Annotated in this window: 18 protein-coding genes and 2 pseudogenes; 12 read left to right on the top strand and 8 right to left on the bottom strand. The window is 69.9% G+C overall.

The window, feature by feature from the left end; all coding sequences use genetic code 11:
• A pseudogene (locus tag ACWEN3_RS09280) lies at positions 1–397 on the top strand (alcohol dehydrogenase); the annotation flags it as partial.
• A 119-nt stretch (positions 398–516) separates the two neighbouring features.
• Here ACWEN3_RS09280 and ACWEN3_RS09275 read toward each other — a convergent pair.
• Both ACWEN3_RS09275 and ACWEN3_RS09270 read right to left on the bottom strand, forming a co-directional pair.
• Positions 517–771, bottom strand: a complete 255-nt coding sequence (locus ACWEN3_RS09275) for a hypothetical protein (protein ID WP_452967691.1) — start codon at positions 769–771, stop codon at positions 517–519.
• Entirely contained in the window at positions 758–1,303 is a 546-nt protein-coding gene (locus ACWEN3_RS09270; protein ID WP_452967688.1) for an SRPBCC family protein, read from the bottom strand. The genes ACWEN3_RS09275 and ACWEN3_RS09270 overlap by 14 nt, the downstream gene beginning before the upstream one ends.
• Before the next feature lie 215 nt (positions 1,304–1,518).
• Between ACWEN3_RS09270 and ACWEN3_RS09265 the strand changes: the two genes are divergently transcribed.
• The 5 genes and pseudogenes from ACWEN3_RS09265 to ACWEN3_RS09245 all read left to right on the top strand — a co-directional run bounded on the left by ACWEN3_RS09265 (position 1,519) and on the right by ACWEN3_RS09245 (position 6,520).
• A complete protein-coding gene (locus ACWEN3_RS09265; protein WP_452967685.1) occupies positions 1,519–1,917 on the top strand; it encodes a DUF4440 domain-containing protein in 399 nt (132 codons plus the stop codon).
• 216 nt (positions 1,918–2,133) lie between these two features.
• Positions 2,134–2,327: pseudogene (locus tag ACWEN3_RS09260) on the top strand (IS5/IS1182 family transposase); the annotation flags it as partial.
• A 375-nt stretch (positions 2,328–2,702) separates the two neighbouring features.
• Positions 2,703–3,353: a response regulator gene (locus ACWEN3_RS09255; protein ID WP_452967683.1), complete on the top strand. Its 651-nt coding sequence runs from the start codon at positions 2,703–2,705 to the stop codon at positions 3,351–3,353.
• Between the two features lie 409 nt (positions 3,354–3,762).
• Positions 3,763–4,443: an ATP-dependent DNA ligase gene (locus ACWEN3_RS09250; RefSeq protein WP_452967680.1), complete on the top strand. Its 681-nt coding sequence runs from the start codon at positions 3,763–3,765 to the stop codon at positions 4,441–4,443.
• 562 nt (positions 4,444–5,005) lie between these two features.
• The gene (locus tag ACWEN3_RS09245) at positions 5,006–6,520 is read left to right on the top strand and encodes a GntT/GntP/DsdX family permease (protein ID WP_452967678.1); all 1,515 of its coding nucleotides are present in this window, start codon (positions 5,006–5,008) and stop codon (positions 6,518–6,520) included.
• Positions 6,521–6,638: 118 nt separating this feature from the next.
• Here the strand turns inward: ACWEN3_RS09245 and ACWEN3_RS09240 are convergent, their stop codons facing one another.
• Both ACWEN3_RS09240 and ACWEN3_RS09235 read right to left on the bottom strand, forming a co-directional pair.
• Entirely contained in the window at positions 6,639–7,385 is a 747-nt protein-coding gene (locus ACWEN3_RS09240; protein WP_452967676.1) for a hypothetical protein, read from the bottom strand.
• Between the two features lie 61 nt (positions 7,386–7,446).
• Entirely contained in the window at positions 7,447–7,992 is a 546-nt protein-coding gene (locus tag ACWEN3_RS09235) for an RNA polymerase sigma factor (protein WP_452967673.1), read from the bottom strand.
• Positions 7,993–8,081: 89 nt separating this feature from the next.
• On the opposite strand from ACWEN3_RS09235, the gene ACWEN3_RS09230 reads away from it, so the two are divergent.
• The gene (locus ACWEN3_RS09230; RefSeq protein ID WP_452967671.1) at positions 8,082–8,984 is read left to right on the top strand and encodes a serine/threonine-protein kinase; all 903 of its coding nucleotides are present in this window, start codon (positions 8,082–8,084) and stop codon (positions 8,982–8,984) included.
• Between the two features lie 98 nt (positions 8,985–9,082).
• On the opposite strand, the gene ACWEN3_RS09225 is transcribed toward ACWEN3_RS09230, so the two are convergent.
• Together ACWEN3_RS09225 and ACWEN3_RS09220 are read right to left on the bottom strand one after the other, a co-directional pair.
• Positions 9,083–10,090, bottom strand: a complete 1,008-nt coding sequence (locus tag ACWEN3_RS09225; protein WP_452967668.1) for an NADP-dependent oxidoreductase — start codon at positions 10,088–10,090, stop codon at positions 9,083–9,085.
• Positions 10,091–10,211: 121 nt separating this feature from the next.
• Complete coding sequence (locus ACWEN3_RS09220) at positions 10,212–10,916, bottom strand: TetR/AcrR family transcriptional regulator (RefSeq protein WP_452967666.1); 705 nt, start codon at positions 10,914–10,916, stop codon at positions 10,212–10,214.
• A gap of 90 nt (positions 10,917–11,006) precedes the next feature.
• Between ACWEN3_RS09220 and ACWEN3_RS09215 the strand changes: the two genes are divergently transcribed.
• The 3 genes from ACWEN3_RS09215 to ACWEN3_RS09205 all read left to right on the top strand — a co-directional run bounded on the left by ACWEN3_RS09215 (position 11,007) and on the right by ACWEN3_RS09205 (position 14,236).
• Positions 11,007–12,059: an alcohol dehydrogenase catalytic domain-containing protein gene (locus ACWEN3_RS09215; protein WP_452967663.1), complete on the top strand. Its 1,053-nt coding sequence runs from the start codon at positions 11,007–11,009 to the stop codon at positions 12,057–12,059.
• 105 nt (positions 12,060–12,164) lie between these two features.
• Positions 12,165–12,623, top strand: a complete 459-nt coding sequence (locus ACWEN3_RS09210; protein WP_452967661.1) for a DUF485 domain-containing protein — start codon at positions 12,165–12,167, stop codon at positions 12,621–12,623.
• Positions 12,620–14,236, top strand: coding sequence for a sodium/solute symporter (locus ACWEN3_RS09205; RefSeq protein WP_452967658.1), 1,617 nt, complete (start codon positions 12,620–12,622; stop codon positions 14,234–14,236). Before ACWEN3_RS09210 ends, ACWEN3_RS09205 begins: the two co-directional genes overlap by 4 nt.
• 328 nt (positions 14,237–14,564) lie before the next feature.
• Here the strand turns inward: ACWEN3_RS09205 and ACWEN3_RS09200 are convergent, their stop codons facing one another.
• Positions 14,565–15,746: a PucR family transcriptional regulator gene (locus ACWEN3_RS09200; RefSeq protein ID WP_452967655.1), complete on the bottom strand. Its 1,182-nt coding sequence runs from the start codon at positions 15,744–15,746 to the stop codon at positions 14,565–14,567.
• A 218-nt stretch (positions 15,747–15,964) separates the two neighbouring features.
• Here ACWEN3_RS09200 and ACWEN3_RS09195 point away from each other — a divergent pair, with 218 nt between their 5' ends.
• Together ACWEN3_RS09195 and ACWEN3_RS09190 are read left to right on the top strand one after the other, a co-directional pair.
• Positions 15,965–16,615: a carboxymuconolactone decarboxylase family protein gene (locus tag ACWEN3_RS09195; protein WP_452967653.1), complete on the top strand. Its 651-nt coding sequence runs from the start codon at positions 15,965–15,967 to the stop codon at positions 16,613–16,615.
• Positions 16,608–17,417, top strand: a complete 810-nt coding sequence (locus ACWEN3_RS09190) for an SDR family NAD(P)-dependent oxidoreductase (protein WP_452967650.1) — start codon at positions 16,608–16,610, stop codon at positions 17,415–17,417. Before ACWEN3_RS09195 ends, ACWEN3_RS09190 begins: the two co-directional genes overlap by 8 nt.
• A gap of 266 nt (positions 17,418–17,683) precedes the next feature.
• Here the strand turns inward: ACWEN3_RS09190 and ACWEN3_RS09185 are convergent, their stop codons facing one another.
• Positions 17,684–18,376: a TetR/AcrR family transcriptional regulator gene (locus ACWEN3_RS09185; RefSeq protein WP_452967648.1), complete on the bottom strand. Its 693-nt coding sequence runs from the start codon at positions 18,374–18,376 to the stop codon at positions 17,684–17,686.
• Positions 18,377–18,470: the final 94 nt, after the last annotated feature.

Here is an 18,470-nt window from a genome sequence, read left to right as displayed (position 1 = left end):
GGCCGCCGACGGCCCGATCGACATGGTGCTCGACCTGCTCCCGCCCGCCGCGCCCAGCTCGGTGGCGCGCGCCGCGGCCATGACCGTTCGCGAGCACGGCTGCGTCGTCCTCATGGGCGGCGTCGGCATGCTCGGCGGCGCGGACCTCGCACTCCCCTACCCGTGGATCATGCGCAACTCGATCACCGTGCGCGGGCAGTGGTTGGGCCCGCGCTCGGCGAACGTCGGCATGATCCGGCTCATCGCGTCACGTGCGCTCGATCTCGATCGCGAACAGGTCCGGACCTTCCCACTCGACGCCGTAAATGACGCCATCGAGTACGCCGCAGCGCATGGCGGGCCCTTCGACCGCACCGTCCTCACCCCGCCCGAAGCACCCGCTCCGACGGACGGATGAGTCCTCGCCGGAGCGCGGTGTGCGGGTGCGCGGGTGCGCGGGTGCGCGGGTGCGCGGGTGCGCGGGTGCGCGGGTGCGCGGGTGCGCGGCGAGCGAATCTTGAGATCGCGACCGGTGCCCTACCCGCCCATGTTCTCGGCAACCTGTGCCTGGGCCGCGGCGATCTCTTCGTCGGTGGCACCCGTGACGTCTGCATCGCATGCCCACTCGAACCGCGACAGCAGGTCTGTGAGGGCCTGCTTCTGAGCCGGATGCGTGATCGGTACGGCGTTCAGGTCGGTGCTCGTCAGCCAGTCGAACAGCACGACGGCATCGTCGCGCCAGAGTCGCACGGTGACGGTCGGCAGATTCGAGCGCCCGTCAGCGAGGACCACGGGCATGCACTTCCTCGGCAAGTGTCTTGATGCCGCAGAGGGTGGCCTCCATACCTGCGCTCAGCTCCTGCAATCGGAAGGCAATGATCTCCTCCTCCCGGTTCGGCCAGCGCTCAAGGGCCAGCGTGACTCCGCTGCGGCCCGGCCCGATGAGGGCCGACTCCCGCAGCCGGGTACCCCCGTCCTCGACCTCCAGTTCGTAGCGCCAGGACGCCATGGATCTCGCCGGGTCCAGCGTCGGTTCTCCGTACCGGCCGTCCGCATCCGTGACGGCCCAGGCAAAGACCCGTTGTTCGTCCAGCTCGACCACGTGGGAGACGGTTCGCCACTCGCCGAGCTGCTCGTGCTGGTTGTAACCCTCGAAGCGCGCACCCACCCGGGGTCGCTCCGCGCCATCGAGCCAAGCGACGCGCTGCAGCTCCGGGCTGAGCCGGGCAGGCACACGAATGTCGGTCACCAGCTCCCAGACCTTCGCCACGTCTGCCTCGACGTGAACATCGCACTGCACGCTCGGTCCATCGGCAAATCGCATGTCGCCCCCTCGATTTCGGACACCGTGATCATCCACGGTTTTCGTCCGCTCTCGCAACAGGGCCCATGCGTAGGGTCCTTACACCGCGGCGGACGCCAACCCGACTTCGTTCGCAGCGGCTTCAGCGGGCCACACGTCTACTGCGCGTTCGAATCGAACGATTTGCAGTCCTGGTTCCTGTTCTGGGTACGTACATCCGGTGCTACGGTCGCGCCATGTCCAAGATCGAGATTGACGCGGTGACAGCCGCGTTCTTCGGGGCCTTCGACAACCGTGGTGGCCGACCCGCCGATGTGGCGCGGATCCGCAGGCTGGTTGTCCCTGGCGGCGTGATAGTCGTGACCGGTCCGAAGTTCACGGTCTACACAGTGGACGAGTTCATCGAGCCTCGCCGGAAACTGCTGACCGACGGGCGGCTGGTCGAGTTCTCCGAGTGGGAGACCTCCGAGCGCACCGAGATCGCGGGCGATATCGCGTCGCGTATCGGCGAGTACCGCAAGTCCGGGATCCTGGACGGCCAGCCGTTCGAGGGTGGTGGCACCAAGACCTTCCAGTTCGTCCGCACTCCGGCGGGCTGGCGGATCGCCGCATTTGCTTGGTACGACCCGTCGTGACCGTCCGGTGTCGGCGGTCGGCTCCGTAAGTGCTGGCGTGACCGGTCGGTCGCCGGTGCAGGGCATGACGGCCGGGCCGGCGGTCGTGTGCCATAGGCCTTGGCATAGCGGGGGCGCATGAGGGCGGCTTGTGTGTGGGCCGGTTCTCCTTGGCGGTGTTCCCATGCTGGGGGCACCGCCGGGAGTCGATCACTCCGGTCATGCAGGCAGCGCAGGGTAGGACGTCCCGGGCGCAAGCCCGACTCACTGCTCGCCGACCGAGGCCACGACCACGACGTCTGCCGCGACCAGGTTCGCGAGCGAGGCATCATCCCGGCGATCACCCGCAGCGACACCCGGCGCGTCACGAGGCCGGGCACTTACCGTGGGTGATCGAGCGGAGCTTTGCGTGGCTGGGCAGCGTCACCCGGGACGTGGCTTTGGACGCCTCGCTGCGCAGCACGGCACCGCTCGTCGGCGCGGGTCTGGACTGCACCGTGGGCCCCGCCCGTGCTCACTGCGACCGCCGGCGAACGACCGGAAAAGACGCTGACGCGCGGCACGACAACCCCCGCCATGCGGACGGGCCCGGCCAGGCACCGCCGCCCGCGCCTCACCCGGCAGGCTCTGCCCGGCTGGCGCGCCCGGGCCGGCCGGGTCACCCTGGCTGCCAAGCGGGAAGGCGAATTCCGCGGCGCATCCGGGCGCTGGCCCGCGCCCAGGGGCTCACCTACGCTTGACACCAGCCCCAAAAATGCGCCGACGATCACGAAACAGCAACGTGCAGACGAAAGGTCGGGATTGCCGTGGCAACGCCGAATCCTGCCCGTATCAAAGTGGTCATCGCCGACGATCACCCGCTGTTCCGAGAAGGAATCTCACGCGCGCTGCAACTCAGTGGATTCATCGACGTGGCCGCCGAGGCGGAAAACGGCCGTGACGCCCTGGACATCATCCGCCGCGAGGAACCGGACGTCGCCGTACTCGACCTGCGCATGCCCGAACTCGACGGAATCACCGTCCTCCACGCCCTGGTCCGCGACCACATCCCCACACGCGTCCTCCTGCTCACCGCCTTCACCGACAGCGCCTCCGTCTATCGCGCCCTCGAAGAAGGAGCGGCGGGATTCCTCACCAAGGACAGCAAACGCTCCGAAGTCGTCGAAGCGGTACGCGCCATCTCCCGCGGCCAGACCGTCGTACCCCCCGAAATCACGGGCGGACTCGCCGACGAGATCCGCATGAGGCGCACCCACAACGCCCCCACCCTCAGCGAACGCGAACAACAAGTCCTCAACGGAATCGCCCGCGGACTCAGCATCCCCCAAATCGCCCAGGAACTCTTCCTCGGCACCAGCACCGTCAAAACACACACGCAGCGCCTCTACGAAAAACTCAACGTGTCCGACCGCGCCGCAGCCGTCGCCGAAGCCATGCGACGCGGCCTCCTCGAATAGCCGCCCCTCACCGGCTTCAGACCACCACCGCTCCGGGCTGTCGCTTCCCAGCGCGCGCATGGCGCCCAAGCGATCGGCCCGCCGGCCAAACGCCCCCGTGTCCCCTTTGATGCGTAGAGAAGGTTGTGCAGGGGTGAGCAGACGCTCCCCAGCCGCACCCACCGATCAGCTCACCAGCCGTACCCACCGATCAGTGGATGCCCGTCCCCTCAAGCGGGGCAAGACTGGATCACACCCCGGCCACTGAGGGACACAAGGGCAAGCCCACGCCGCTGCCCCGATCCCGACCGCCGGGAAGCATCAAGCACGCGCCCTGGGTCGTTCACTGCCGTACGCCCCGAGACGCCCAAACGCAGCGCCTGGCGACACCGCGCAGCCACCCCCGCAAGCCGGCCCGAGGAGAAGCAGCATGCACGAGCACACCTCCAGCGAAATCCCCGGGCGCACGACGAGCGATGCTCGGTTCAACAACCGTCTCCAGGCATGGCAGCCGATGACCGCTGTGTACGGAAGCTGGCCCCCGCCCGGGCGACGCAACGCCTACGCCTATGAATCCATGACGAACGGCAGGCGCGTCCTTGCCCATCTAACGGCGAATGGGCGGGCCTACCTGATATCCAGCACGGGAGACGACATTACGGCTGCCCATCCCGAGCTTGCCCATCTGCCCGGACTCGCAGGCGGCCGCGAGGCCGTGTTCGACGCCGAGGTGGTCACGCCCGATACGTCGGGGCACCCCACGTCACCACTCCTGCAAGCCATGACCACGCGAAGTGCCGAAGCCGGCGCACCGACTGTGTCATCCCAGCGGCAGCGCACCCACCTGGTGATATGCGACGTCCTGTATGCGGGGCGACCGCTTCTCCGGCTGCCCTACATCCAACGACGGGCACTGCTCGGACGACTCGTCCTGCCGGTTGAAGACGCCCGGATCGCTGTCTCCTCCTGCTGGCCGCAAGCCCTCGCGCACGAGCTCGCCACCACCGATCTCCGCCCCCACGGATACACCGGAATGATCGCCAAGCACCTCGCCAGCCCCTACCGGCCGGGATGCCGCAGCCAGGACTGGGTCACGACAGCTCCGGTGTAAGGCCGCACCAGGCCAGAACTCGGGACTCGCCGATCGGGCCGGGACACACCTTGCTCGGCTCTCCTGCTCTCCTGCTCTCCCGCTCGCCGGCACGTCTGCTCGCCACATGATCCGTGCGTGCCTGGCGGCCCACCACTCGGCGACTCCATCAGCCGCCGCTCGCCCCGCCGGGTACATACCCCGGTCGGGAGAACCGTCGTCGCCCCCGGGAGCCACGCGTCACGGAGTGCCCTGTCAGACAGACGGATGAGGGCTCTGTCACCGCCCTGAGCCCCCAGTTGGGGGACAGCGAGAGGCAGCCGCCGGCCCCATGATCGTGGAGTGAGCACCACCGTCACCGTGGTCGCGCCGCACACGCGATCCGTCCGCTCCTCCGAAGCGGAACGAGCGTGCTGCGGACCCGCGGTTTCCGGCTCTGGCCCCCTCTGGCCACCCTGTCCCACGCCGCGGCGGGACCTGGATACCCCGCGAACGCGCGGGGCGCGGGGACTGGGAAAGTAACGACAGGAAGCTGAAGCGCATGATGGCAGCGTTGGCATCACGCTCTGTGGAAGCGGCCTCTGTGGCAGCCGCGTGGTCTGGTCACGACACCCGGCTGATGGCCCTGGTGGGTCTGTCCGTCGCGCTGGTCGTCGTCCTCGTCAGCTGGGTGAAGCTGCACGCCTTCGTGGCGCTCATGCTGGGCGCCTTCACCGTCTCGGTGTTGTCGGGGGCGGGCGTCGAGAAGGCCGCGGATTCCTTCACCAGCGGGTTCGGCGCCACCACCGGGCAGGTGGGCGTGCTCATCGTCCTCGGTGCCGTGCTGGGGCGGCTGTTGGCGGACTGCGGCGGAATCGACCAACTGGTGTCGGCGCTGACCAAGCGGGTGGGGCCGAGACGGTTGCCGTGGGCCGTCACCGCGATCGCCTGCCTGGTGGGCCTGCCGATGTTCTTCGAGGTCGGCTTCGTGATGCTGGTGCCGCTGGTCCTGCAACTCGCCCGCCGTGCCGGTCAGCCCGTACTGCGGGTCGGTATCCCGGCGATGGCCGGCCTGGTGACCGTGCACGCCCTGGTGCCACCGCACCCCGGCGTGCTGGCCGCCATCACCGCGGTCCATGCCGACATCGGCCTCACGCTGCTCTACGGTCTGGTCGTCGCCGTCCCCTGCGCCGCCGTGGCCGGTCCCCTCTTCACCGCTTACGTCTGGCCGCGTGTCGCCGCGCACGTACCCGAGGCCGCGCTGGCGGCATTCACCACCAGCGCTCAGACGCCCGCCGCCGTCCCCGAGCCTGTTCACCGACGGACGCTGGTACCGGCCGCCGTGCCCGTGGCGCCCACAGCCACCGCCACCGCCTCCCGCCCGCCCGAGGAGACGACGTTCCAGGCCCCGCCTCCGAGCGAGGGACCGCAGCCGAGGAGCGGCAGACGCACACCGCGCTTCTCGGTCACCATCGGCACCGTCTTGCTGCCCGTGGCACTGATGATGCTCAAGGCCGCGTGCGGCACATTCCACCTCGGGCACGGGGCGGCTGGGACCGCGATCCAGTTCCTGGGCACTCCGGTGGTGGCCCTGCTGCTGGCCGTGCTCATCGCGCTGTTCGCCTTCGGCTGGGCCGTCGGCGCCTCACGCCAGCTGGTGCACCAGACACTGTCACGCTCCCTCACGCCGATCGCAGGCGTGCTGGTGATCGTCGGCGCGGGTGGCGGCTACTCCATGGCACTGCGCGATGCCGGTATCGACTCCGTGATCGGCCAAGCCGCCCAGGACCTGCACATCCCGCTCATCCTGCTGGCCTGGCTGGTAGCCGCCCTCATGCGCGCCGCGACCGGCTCCGGCACCGTGGCCACCATCGCCGCGGGCGGCATCGTCGCGCCCCTGGCACATGGCCTGAGCGGTCCGCACGCGGCCCTGCTCGCCCTCGCGCTGGGCTCCGGCGCGGTCTTCCTCGGCCATGTCAACGACGCCTCGTTCTGGATGTTCAAGGAATACCTCGGGCTGACCGTGGGCGGAACGCTTCGCACGTGGACCGTGTCCCACATGCTGCTGTCGCTGACCTCGCTGGGCGCCATCGTCCTGCTCAACACCTTCGCGACATGAGGGGTCGGTGTGTGCCCCCGACCCGACGGACCACGACCGGCACACACACTCGGCTACCCGTATCCGTCCGTCCGCCTCGAACACAGCCACTGGTTCTGTCGGCGAGGCCGGGATGGTCTCAGAGCTGTGTCACGGCCGCACGGACGATCCGCGTCATGGCCGCGGTATGCAGGCAGGCATCGACCTCCAGGACCCCGTAGTGAGAGCCATTGCGGAGTACGGCGATGCCTCCGCACGGCTCCTTGGCTCGTGGTGCGGTCCCTGTGGTGTTCAGGTCACCGTCGTAAGTACCCAGCCAGTTCGCGGTGATACCCGGAGCGACATCGATCGTGTGCGTGGGGCCGTAGACCCAGTGGCCGGCCGGTTCCTGCTGGCACGGCACTTCCTCCAACAGCAGGCGCTCGGTGAAGTTCTGGGCCAGTGAGGGGCTTCTCGCGTCGCCGGCGACTTCGCGCGCGACCTGAGTGTCGATGTTCACCGCCAGCGTGGGGTCGTCGACGTCCGTGTGCCTGGTCGTCATCAACCCGCGGAAGTATGCGTCCGGCCCGCCCAAGGTCTCGGCGAGGGTCTTCTCTCCGGCGCAGGCCGCGTTGGCGTACCTGCCGTCTCCGACACGGTCCCGCACGTAGATGTGCTGGGAGAACCCGACCTTTCCGAACTCGGCCGCTGCCACCAAGTGCCGGTCCGTCATGGGTCCATCGGCGGGCTTCGGAGTCGGGGAGCCGTTACCGGGCGGTGACGCCGCGGCGCCCGGCGTCACCGCCGGGGTGCCCGGAGCGGAGCGAGCGGGCAGGACGAACCGGCCGGTCAGCAGGCCGAGTCCGATGGCTACCGCCATGATGACGACGATCGTCCGAGCTCGCACGGCAGCACCTTCCGGCTCCAGGTCAAGCTGACGCTCGTTGAGAGCGAGGGGTCGGGGTGTCTCAGAAGCCGCCGCCGAGGCGGTCCCGCATGAAGCGGCGAGCCTGGTGGATGCGGTCCTTCACCGTGCCCAGGGGGGCGTCGGTGATCTCGGCGACCTGAAGGTAGGTCAGGTCGCCGAGATCGCGCAGCACGAAGGACTCCACCAGGGCGGGATGCCGCTCCTCGAGCGCGGCCAGCGACTCCATCAGGTCCAGGCGGGTCCCCGCGATGACGCTGGTCGTCCGGGGGTCGACACCCTCGGGAAGGACCGCATGGCTCTCCTCCGCGCGCCGGCGCATCGAACGGTACGTGGACCTGGCGGCGTTCGAGGCGATCACTGTCACCCACCCGAGGAACGAGCCCCGCCCGCTGTAGTCGTGCAGATGCGTGCTGATCGACAACAGGGCGTCCTGCGCGGCCTCTTCGGCGTCTGCGTGGTGCGGCAGGAACTTGGAGCAGCGGCGCATGACCGTGGGCCGAAGCTTGAGGAGGAGGCGGTCCAAGGACGCCCGGTCACCTGCCTGGGCAGACGCCACGAGCTGTGCCAGCTCATCCTCTTCGATCACGTGCTGTCCCCCCGTTCGCGTCCGACGTGGATCCCCACCCGGCCGCACCTCAGTTCCCGGCCCCGTCGGCTGAGGCAGAATGTTGCCACATGCAGAAGCTAGGTCGTTATCTCCTTGAGGACAGACTGGGAGCCGGTTCGTTCGCCACCGTCTGGAAGGCTTACGATCCCGAGCTGGACACGGATGTCGCGGTCAAGGTGCTGGCCGACAACTGGGCGTCGAACGCCGACGTACGACAACGGTTTCTGGCGGAGGCGAGGCTGCTCCGCAGGATCTCCAGCCCACGTGTCGTGCGAGTGCACGACGTCGGTGTCCAGGACGACCGGCCCTACTTCGTCATGGACTATGTCCGAGGCGGCACACTGGCCGAGAGGATCGGTCACTGCCGGCCCGCGGAGGCGCTCCATCTGGCGGCCGAGGCCGGATACGCCGTCCAGGTGCTCCATGACACGGGCGTCGTCCACCGCGACATCAAGCCGTCGAACCTCTTGCTGGACACCGGCCGCACGCCCGCTGCCGTACTGGTCGCGGACCTCGGCAGCGCGAAGCAACTGGCTGACGCGTCGGGGCTGACCGTGACCACGGGCACCCCCGCCTACATGGCGCCCGAGCAGGCCTTCCAGACCGGCGGGTTCGACGGTCGAGCCGACGTGTACGCCCTCGGTGTCGTCGCGTTCGAACTGCTCACGGGGCACAAGCCGTTCGGTGCGGGCGGTCGCGCAAACATTACGACGACAGAGCAGGCATCGACCTCAACGCTGCCCAAGGAGCTGGAGGTTCCGCAAGGCATCGACAGACTTCTTCGCGCTGCGCTGTCCGTAGAGCCTGAGGACCGACCGCCCACCGCGCAGGTGTTCGCGGATGCGCTGCTGTCACGCGGGCGAGAGGAGTGGGTGCCGACCGGTGCTTCGGGGCCGACACGCCTCGCTGTCTGGCTCGCGGCGGTCGTCGTGTTCCTGGTGACGGCGGTGGTGACCTGGTTGGTCCGCTGAGCCGGCATCATGACCGCGTCCGCACACCTGGCTGAGCGCGAAGCCGACCACCACCGTCGAATCGCGCCCACCGACGACGCGGGGGAGCCGATCGGCTGTCAGTCCAGCTCAAGGACGAGCTTGCCGACGTTCTCCCCACGGAAGAGCATCTGCAATGCCTCGGGGAAGTCGTCCACGCTCCCCCGCACCACATGTTCCTTGACCTTGATGCGTTCGGCCCCGATCCAGGCGGAGATGTCCTGTGCGGCCTGCGCGTAGCGGTCGGCGTAGTCGAAGACCACGAAGCCCTCCATCCGGGCGCGGCGGACCAGCAACGAGAGGTAGTTGGAGGGGCCCTTGACCGGCGTGGTGTTGTTGTACTGGCTGATCGCACCGCAGACCACGACACGCGCGTGCATCGCCAGCCGGGTCAGGGCGGCGTCGAGGATGTCCCCTCCCACGTTGTCGAAGTAGACGTCGATGCCGTCGGGGGCGTGGCGGCGCAGCGCTTTCCTGACGTCGTCGGCGCGGTAGTCGATCGCCGCGTCGAATCCCAGTTCATCGGTGAGCAGCTCACACTTCTCCTGCCCTCCGGCGATGCCCACGACCCGGCAGCCCTTGGCCTTCGCGATCTGGCCCGCGATGGTGCCGACCGCGCCGGCCGCCCCCGACACCACGACGGTCTCGCCCTCCTTGAGCGCTCCGACGTCCAGCAGGCCGAAATAGGCGGTCATGCCGGGCATGCCCAGCGCGCCCAGGTACGTGGAGGGCGGGGCGAGCGCGGTGTCGATCTTCAGGGCGCCCCTGCCGTCGGAGACCACGTGTTCCTGGACGCCGAACGTGCCGACCACGTGATCGCCCGGCTGGAAGTCGGGGTGGTTCGACGCGGTGACCTCGATGACCGATCCGGCGCGCATGACCTCACCGATGCCCACCGGCGGCAGGTAGGAGGGGCGGTCGTCCAGCCAGCCCCGCATGGCCGGGTCCAGGGAGATCACCGACGTACGGCCCGCGAACTGGCCCGGGCCCGGTTCGTCGACCGGGCCGGAACAGTGCTCCCAGTCCCCGGCCTTGACCTCGCCCGCAGGGCGGGCTGCCAGACGGACCTGCCGATTGCTCGCGGGCATCACGCACTCCTGTCGTTGACGGCTTCATCGCAGAATACCGACCAGTAGGTATGCAGGATGCGTGATGTTCACCACATGGTGCACCCGGGCGCCGAACAGATCGGTCGCCGGGCGGGACCGCTCAGGAGGACGACGCCTGCCGGCCAGTCCCGCTCCTGCGGTTCCGCTCGTCCAGCAGTCGCGCGGTCTGCTCGGACACCGGCGCGGCCAGCACCGCGGTGACCAGGTCGACCAGCCGGGAGGTGAACAACCGGTCGTCTCTGCGAGGGCGGAGGGCGGCCCTGGCGGCGAGCTCGGCATGGCAGAAGCGCATGGCGGTGAAGCGGGTGTGGAACACCGCCGTCGACTCCGGAGTCAGCAGCGGCTCCACCAGACGCCGCCAGGGATGGATGCTCGACCCCGGCCGCACGACGACCTCGACCACCGGCTCGGGGCGGTTGAGCAGCTCGGCCACGATCTGCAGGAACTCCCGCCCGCCGTCGGGATCGGCGAGTTTCGCGGCGGCCGGCAGCACCAGCGCCTCGGCGAGGGAGGGCAGATCGGCGGCGCCACTGTCCTCGTACTGCTGCAGCAGCACCTCCCGGCCGGCGTCCACCGCGGGAAGGTGTTTGTCGAGCACGGCCCGCAGCAGACCCGCGCGGTCGCCGAAGTGGTATTGCAGAGCCATCGCGTTGCGCTGGCCGGCGGAGCGCTTGATCTCGTTCAGCGACGCGCCGTCGACGCCCTTGGCTGCGAACAGAAGCTCGGCGGCGCGGATGAGCGCGGCGCGGGTGTCACCGCCCTTCCGGCTCCGCGGCGACGTGGCCTGCGTCTCATGTGCTGTCACGGATGCCCATGCTAGCGTCGCCCCGCCCGAAGTAATACGCCTGCATTAAATCTTGAGAAGCGCGTCTTGGCGCGCTGCGGGAGTCATCCAGTGAAGGCACTGACGTACCACGGCCCCCACGACATCCGTTACGAGGATGTGCCGGACGCGACCGTCACCAGTCCCACCGACGCGGTCGTCCGGGTCACCATGGCCGGCATCTGTGGCAGCGACCTGCACATCTACGGCGGCCACGGGTTCAGCCCGCAGACCGGCTACACACCGGGACACGAGTGCGTCGGCGTGGTCGTCGACACCGGCGACCGGGTCACCCGCTTCAAGCCCGGTGACCGTGTACTGGTGCCCGCCTCCGTCGGCTGCACCCTGTGCGGAACCTGCGCGAAGGGACTCACCGCCAGGTGCGAGCGGGCCCAGGCTCCGACGGACCTCTGCTACGGAGTGAGCCCGAACCTTCCGGGCAGTCAGGCCGAGGCCCTGGCGGTGCCCCATGCCGACATCAACCTGGTGCGCCTGCCCGAGGGCATCTCCGACGAGACCGCGATAGTCCTGACGGACAACGCTCCCACTGCCTGGTACGGCTGCCGCCGCGCCCGCATCCGGCCCGGCGAGACGGTTCTCGTCATCGGCCTGGGTCCCGTCGGCCTCATGGCCGCGCAATCCGCCTTCGCGATGGGTGCCGCACGTGTGCTGGGCGCGGACCTGGTGGCGGAGCGCCGTGCCTTCGCCGCCACCCTGGGCGTCGAACCGGTCGAGGGCGAGGACGCGCGAACGGCCGTACGGGAGATGACCGCAGGGCGCGGACCGGACGCCGTGGTGGAGGCAGTGGGCTCGGACGCCACCGTCGACCTGGCTCTCAAAGCCGTCCGGCAGGCAGGACGGGTCAGCGTCGTCGGCGTCAGCCAGAGCAAGGCATTCCCCTTCCACATGGGCCTTGCCCAGATCAAGGAGCTGGAGTTCGCCATCGGGCTCTGCTCGATCCATTACGAACTCCCCGCCCTCATCCCCCTCGCGCAGGCCGGCCGGATCACACCGGAGGCCGTGATCTCCCACCGCTTCCCGCTCTCCCAGGGGCCCGCAGCGTACGAACTGTTCAACAGCCGCGCCGCCGGCGTCCGCAAGATTCTTCTCGATCCCGAAACGTGACCGCAGCGGCCTTACCGGCATTCCAACCAGTCGGTATGGTGCGCCGCCTGAAGCACTCCTCCCCGTTCACACCCACGGGTCCGAGCCGTAGTGGAAGGCCAGGCGATGACGTACGCCGACGAGAACCAGTACCCGCCCTCAGGACCGACGGGATGGCCACCGCCCCGCACCCAGGCCCCGTCGTACGGAGTCGACGCCCCCGGACATGACTGGTACGGGCAGGTCACCCGGGAAGAGCCGTATGCGCACCAGGCTCCTCAGCACCATGCGGACCTGGCCGCCCTCCGCTCGGCCTACCGCCTGCTCCGCCGGCTCTCCACGATCGCCGCACTCGGCTCCTTCGTGGTGTACGTGGCGCTGTCCTGCGGGGCGCCGGGCCTGATGGGATCCAGGATCGCCGGGGAGCTGAGCCTGGGAATGGCCCTGGGAGTCCTCCAACTCGTCGTCACCTTCGCGGCGGTCTTCTGGTACGGACGCAGCGCGCGACGCTCGGTGGATCCGCTGGCCCAGGCTGTCCGCGACCGTGCGGTCCCCGCCGGCCGGAACGGGGGAATGGCGCGATGAACAACTTCAGCTCCGGGACGCAGGCCATCGTCCTCATCCTGTTCACCACCCTGGTCACCGTCACGCTGCTCATGTGCGTGGTGGCGGGCCCGGACCGCGACGACCTGGAGAACTTCTACACCGGCTACCTGAAGCTCACCCCGCTCAAGAACGGCCTGGCCATCGCGGGCGACTACATCTCGGCCGCCACCGTGCTGAGCACCACCGGCATCGTCGCGCTCGCCGGGTACGACGGCTACGTCCTCGCGGTCAGCACCGCCCTGTCGCTGGTCCTGCTGATGTTCCTGCTGGCCGAACCCCTGCGGAACGCCGGCAAGTTCACCATGGGCGACGTCCTGGCCCGCACCATGCCCGGGCGGGCCGTGCGCGTCGCCGCCTGCGTGGTGACGCTTGCCGCGACCCTGCCCTTCCTGGTCGTCCAGCTCTCCGGTGCCGGGTCGCTGCTCACCTTCATCCTGGACCTCCCGCACGTGGCGGGCGCCAGGACGGTGTGCATCGTCATCGTCGGGAGCCTGATGATCATTTACGCGGCCCTCGGCGGCATGCGGGGCACGGCGCTCATACAGATGATCAAGATCGTGCTCCTGCTCGGCACCAGCGTGCTCGTCGCCGCCCTCGTCCTGCACCGCTTCGACTGGAGCCCGGGCGAGCTGCTCAAGGCGGCTCAGCACGGCAGCGGCGCGGGCCCCGCCTTCCTGCAGCAGGGCCTCGAACTCGGCACCTCGACCGGTGATCGGCTGGACTTCATCGGTCTGCAGATCACCGTGGTCCTCGGCGTGGCCTGCCTGCCCCACATCACGATGCGTCTGTACTCCGCGCAGGACGCGCCGGCCGTGCGTCGCTCCATGTCGTGGGCGGTCGGCACGGTCACCGCGTTCTGCCTGCTCGTGATCGTCATGGGTACGGGCGCGGCGGCGCTGGTGGGATCGCGGTACATCACGGCGGCCGACCCGCAGGGCAGGACGTCGGTGCTCATGCTGTCGCAGATGCTCGGCGGGGCACCCGGCTCCGTGGGCACGACGATCCTCTACTCGGCCGTGGCGGGCATGGTCTTCATCACGCTGCTGTCATCGGTAGCGGGAATGACCCTGGCCGCGGCCTCGTCGCTCGCCCACGACCTGTTCGCGCATGCGGTGCGACGAGGACAGGCACAGCCGCGTACGGAGATGACGGTGGCGGTGTGGACGAGCGTGGCCGTGGGAATCGTCGCCATCGGGCTCTCCATCCAGGTCGAGAACTGGAACGTGGGGGTGCTGACCACGCTGGCCTTCTGCATCGGGGCGTCGGCGGTGGCTCCCGCGCTCACCTACTCCCTGTTCTGGCGAGGATTCACGCGCACCGGCCTGCTCGCCACCCTCTACGGCGGAGCGGCCTGCGCCCTGCTGCTGCTCCTCTTCTCCAAGGCCGTTTCGGGCACGCCGGCCGCCGTCTTCCCGCACGCCCACTTCGACCTGTTCCCCATGCAGTCCACCGGACTGGTCTCCGTCCCGTTCGGCTATCTGGCGGGCTGGCTCGGCAGCTGTCTTGACCACCGGCGCCGCACCTCCGCGGCCCGCGAGCACCGGCGGCTGTACGAGGAGAGCGAGGCGCGTCTGCTGGCCGCCGCCGAATGACCAAGCGGCGGGCGGACCACGCGGGCTGCCCCGGTGCCGTGGCGGCAGTCCCCCAGGTCCCGGACAGTCAGGCGAGCGTGCCGGCCAGTGGGTGTTCGGTCCGCACGGTCCTCCCCTCGCGATCAGCCGCCGGGCCGCCGGCGTAACGGTAGACGCCGGTGACCAGTTCACCGACGATCAACTCGATGGTGAACGCCAGGTGCTCCAGACCCCGTTCGGTTGACTTGGCCGAGGTCAGTGCCCGGGCGCGCGCCGCGTCGACGGGCTGCTCGCCGGTTCCGTCTGCTGATGCCCTGTACGGCTATGGAAACCCGGTGGGGAGGCGCGGTCAGGCCTGCCGCGCGGCAGGGTGCGGCGGAGTCCTCAGCTCGCGTGCCGCCAGGGCCCAGCTGAGCTCCACCACGGTGTCCGGAGCGTCCAGGCTCGTGCCGGTCAGCTCCTCGAAACGACGCAGCCGGTAGCGGACGGTGTTGACATGGACGTGTGCGCCACGGGCGACGTCGCGGATCTGCCGGCCGTTCTCCAGGTAGCCCCGCACCGACTCCTCGATGAGCGCACCGAACTCCCCCTCCGCCTCCAGGGGGCGCAGATAGCGGTCGAGCAGCAACTCGGCGAGGTCCGGTTCCGCGACGACGGCCACCCGCCAGGACAGGTCGCCGAGCTCGTACACGCCGTGCAGACCGTACGCACGGGCGGCCTCCAGCAGCCTGCCTGCGGCACGGAAGGAGCGGTGCGCCGCGGCCAGGTCCGTCGGCGGGCCGAGCCCCGCCGTCACCTGCAGTTCACCGGTCTCCGGCTTTTCCTCGACGAGTCCGACGACCGCCTCGTCCAGCACGGTGACCAGCGTGCCCCGGCCGTTCCTGCGGCCGTGGGGCCCCAGGGAGCGTTCCAGCGCGTCCGCACCCATGTCGCCGTTCGGGACGGCTCGGATGGCCCGGTACCGCCGCGACGGGTCCAGACCGTACATCGCCGCGCCGCTCTGGATCTCCGCCGCGCTCAGCGTCCCGTAGAGCAGTCCTCGCAGGAAGTCGGCGCGGCGGCGGGCGTCGAGCAGGGCGGAGGCGACCTCCGCCTGCCGGTGGACGGCCGCGATCTGCAGGCTCGCGACGTCCGCCAGCTCCCACAGGCACTTGGTGCGGTCGACGACGAGGACCGGGTCCAGCCCGCGTTCGGTCGCCTCGGCGAGGAACAGGTCCCGTATCGCGCTCAGCGCCCGGCGGAAGGCGCGGAGCCCGTCTCCGAGCGGCACGCCTCGGGCGACCCGGTCCCAGGCCACGTCGGCTTCGTGGAAGTCCTCCGGCGCGGGAACCGTCCCCTCCCGCAGCACCCCGACAGCCCGCTGGAAGTGGCGGTGCCAGATCTGATCCAGAAGTTCCCTTGGGACCACCCGGTAGGACGGGACGTGGTTCATCAGATCCTCGTGCAAACGCCCGCCCACGTGCCCCTGCTGCACGGCCATCGCGGCGACGACCCGTTCGAGGGGCGCCGCCGCACCGGGCTGTCCGGGCATGGTCCTCACCTCCGCCTCCGGCACCGGCCGTTGTCCAACGGAACAATACGACGGCCTCCCCCCTTGGCCGGGGAGCCGTCGACAACCCCCCTGCCCCGGAAGCACAGTGGGACGGCCGCGGAAGGAACCCACCGGCGCACACAGCAAGGCGCCGATCGACCGTGCCCAGCCCCGCCCCCGTACCACCACCCCACCTGACGAACCGTGCGGAGACCGCCATGTCCGACGAGCACCATCACCGCCCCGACCGAGCCGCCGCCGACACCGGCCCACGCCTCGCTCCCCTGCCCGAGGACGACTGGGACCCGGCCACCCGGGAGCTGCTCGCCGCGGTCCCCCGGGACGCCGACGGCCACCTCGCCCGCGTCTTCACCACCTTGGTGCGGCACCCCGGCCTCTTCCAGCACTTCCTGCCGTTCGGCAGCCATCTGCTGCGCGACGGCCGTCTTCCGGACCGGACCCGTGAACTGCTGATCCTGCGCACCGCGTACCACACCCGGGCCGCTTACGAATGGGGGCGGCACGCACCGCTGGCCAGGGCCGCCGGGATCACCGACGAGGAGATCCGGCGGGTCGGCGCGGGCCCGGACGCCCAGGGGTGGACGCCGGCCGACGCCCTTCTGCTGCGTGCCGCCGACGAACTGCACCGGGACGCACGTCTGTCCGCGGCCACCTGGTCCGCGCTCGCCGCCGACCACGACGAGGCCCAGCTGATCGAAATCACGATGCTCGTGGGGCAGTACCACATGGTCGCGTTCTTCCTGAACTCCGCCGGTACCCGGCTGGAGCCCGGATACGCGACGGAGACCCTGCCCGCGCCCGGCGGTTCCGGTGCGGACCCGGCCGAAGGGGCGGACGGCGATGCCTGAGCCCCGGACCCACGCGCCCCGCCGAGGGGGCCTCCTGACCGGCCGTAACGTCCTGGTCATCGGTGCAGGCACCCGTGCCTCCGGCGATCCCAAGGCGCCCGTGGGCAACGGGCGGGCGGTGGCCGTGCTCGCCGCCCGTGAGGGAGCGTCCGTGGCCTGCGCCGACGTCTCCGCCTCCGCCGCGGCGGCCACCGCCGCCCTGGTCCGTGAGGAGGGCGCCCGTGGCCTCACCCTGGTCGGTGACGCCACGGACCCCGGCCGGTGCTCCGCCATGGTCGCCGAGGCCCTGAGCGAACTCGGTTCGCTCGACGCGGTGGTGGTCAACGTCGGCATCGGTCTCGGCGCGGGCCTGGCGGACACCTCACCACAGCAGTGGGAGCGTGTTCTCTCGCTCAATTTGAGCGCCCCCTTCCTCGCCGCCAAGTACGGACTGCCCGCGCTCGCCGACGGCGGATCGATCGTCTTCGTCGGCTCCGTGGCCGGGCTGCGCGCGGCCACCGACTCGCCCGCGTACGACAGTTCCAAGGCGGGCCTGTTCGGTCTCACCCGTCATGTCGCCAAGGAGGGCGGGCCGCGCGGGATCCGCGCCAACCTGGTCGTCCCGGGCCTGATCGACACCCCGATGGGCCGCGAGGCGTCGTCCCGGCGGCCCTCTCGGTCCGCTTCGTCCGGCCGTATACCGCTGGGGCGCCAGGGCACCGCCTGGGAGGTGGCCGAAGCCGTCGCCTTCCTGCTGTCCGACCGCGCCTCCTACATCACCGGGCAGAACCTGGTGGTGGACGGAGGGTTGACCGCCGTGTGAGCGCTCCAGGCTCCGAGGACCGGGGGGAGGACGGTCCCCAGAGGTCAGGACATCGACCGGGGACCGCCCTCGCCGGCTCACTTCGCCAGTGGGCCGGACTTGCTGCTGGACACCGCGCCGGAGTGTTCACCGAGCGCGGGTACACCGACGCCGGCCTCACCGAGATCGCGGCGCGCTCCGGCATCCCCGCAGGCTCAGTCTTCCAGCACTACGGCGGAATGCGATGCCTCTACCCGGGCGGTACCGAGTGTCATGGGGCAGGCGGGTCAGCGGTGACCGGGAAACCGCAGGGCATTCGCCCAGAGCCGGGTGACCGTGGACACCAGTTCCTCGAAGTCCGCCGGCTTGGCTTCGTCCTGCCCCTCGGAGAGCACGAAGGCGTTGTAGGCCATGACGCTGACCATGCCCGACAGCGCACGGGAGGCCATCATGGGATCGATCCCGCGGTCTGCGACGGCCCGCGCCTGCAGGTCGGCGATGCCGCGGGCGTTGCGGCGGATGAACGCGTCCGCGCGCCGGCTTCGGAACTCGCGGAACTCCGGCTCCACCTGTGCGACCTGCTCGAGCAGTGCCATCAGCTTCGCGTTGCGTTTGTATGCCTCGAGATACGCGCGGTTGCTCGCCTCGAGGACCGCATAGGGATCGTCGTCACCCTCCACCCGGCCCATGCCGGGGTGCATCATGTCCTCCTGCGCCTCCAGCAGGACAGCGGCAAGCACCTCTTCCTTGTTGCCGAAGTAGGTGTAGAAGGATCCCGCCGCGCATCGGGCCTCTTTGGTGATGTCGGTGAGGCGGGTGACGAGGTAGCCGTCCCGTTCGAACACCTTGCGCGCGGCTCTCAGCAGAGCGGCCCGCGTCCTCGCTCCGCGCTGCGTGGTCGGCGGCTCGCGAAGGTGAGACAGGGGCGCCACGGGCGGCGCCTGCTCGCTGTCGCTCTCCTCGGGCGCACGGGTGTCCACTCGGGAACTGTACTTGAATCCGACGCCATGGTCATAAAGGCCCCGCGTGGAATCCCGAGGCAGGCCACCACGAACTCGGGCACGGACGACGTCG

Source organism: Streptomyces sp. NPDC004561 (assembly GCF_053602155.1).
The sequence above is the reverse complement of the archived record's forward strand: the minus strand, read 5'-3'. Positions and strand labels throughout refer to the sequence as shown.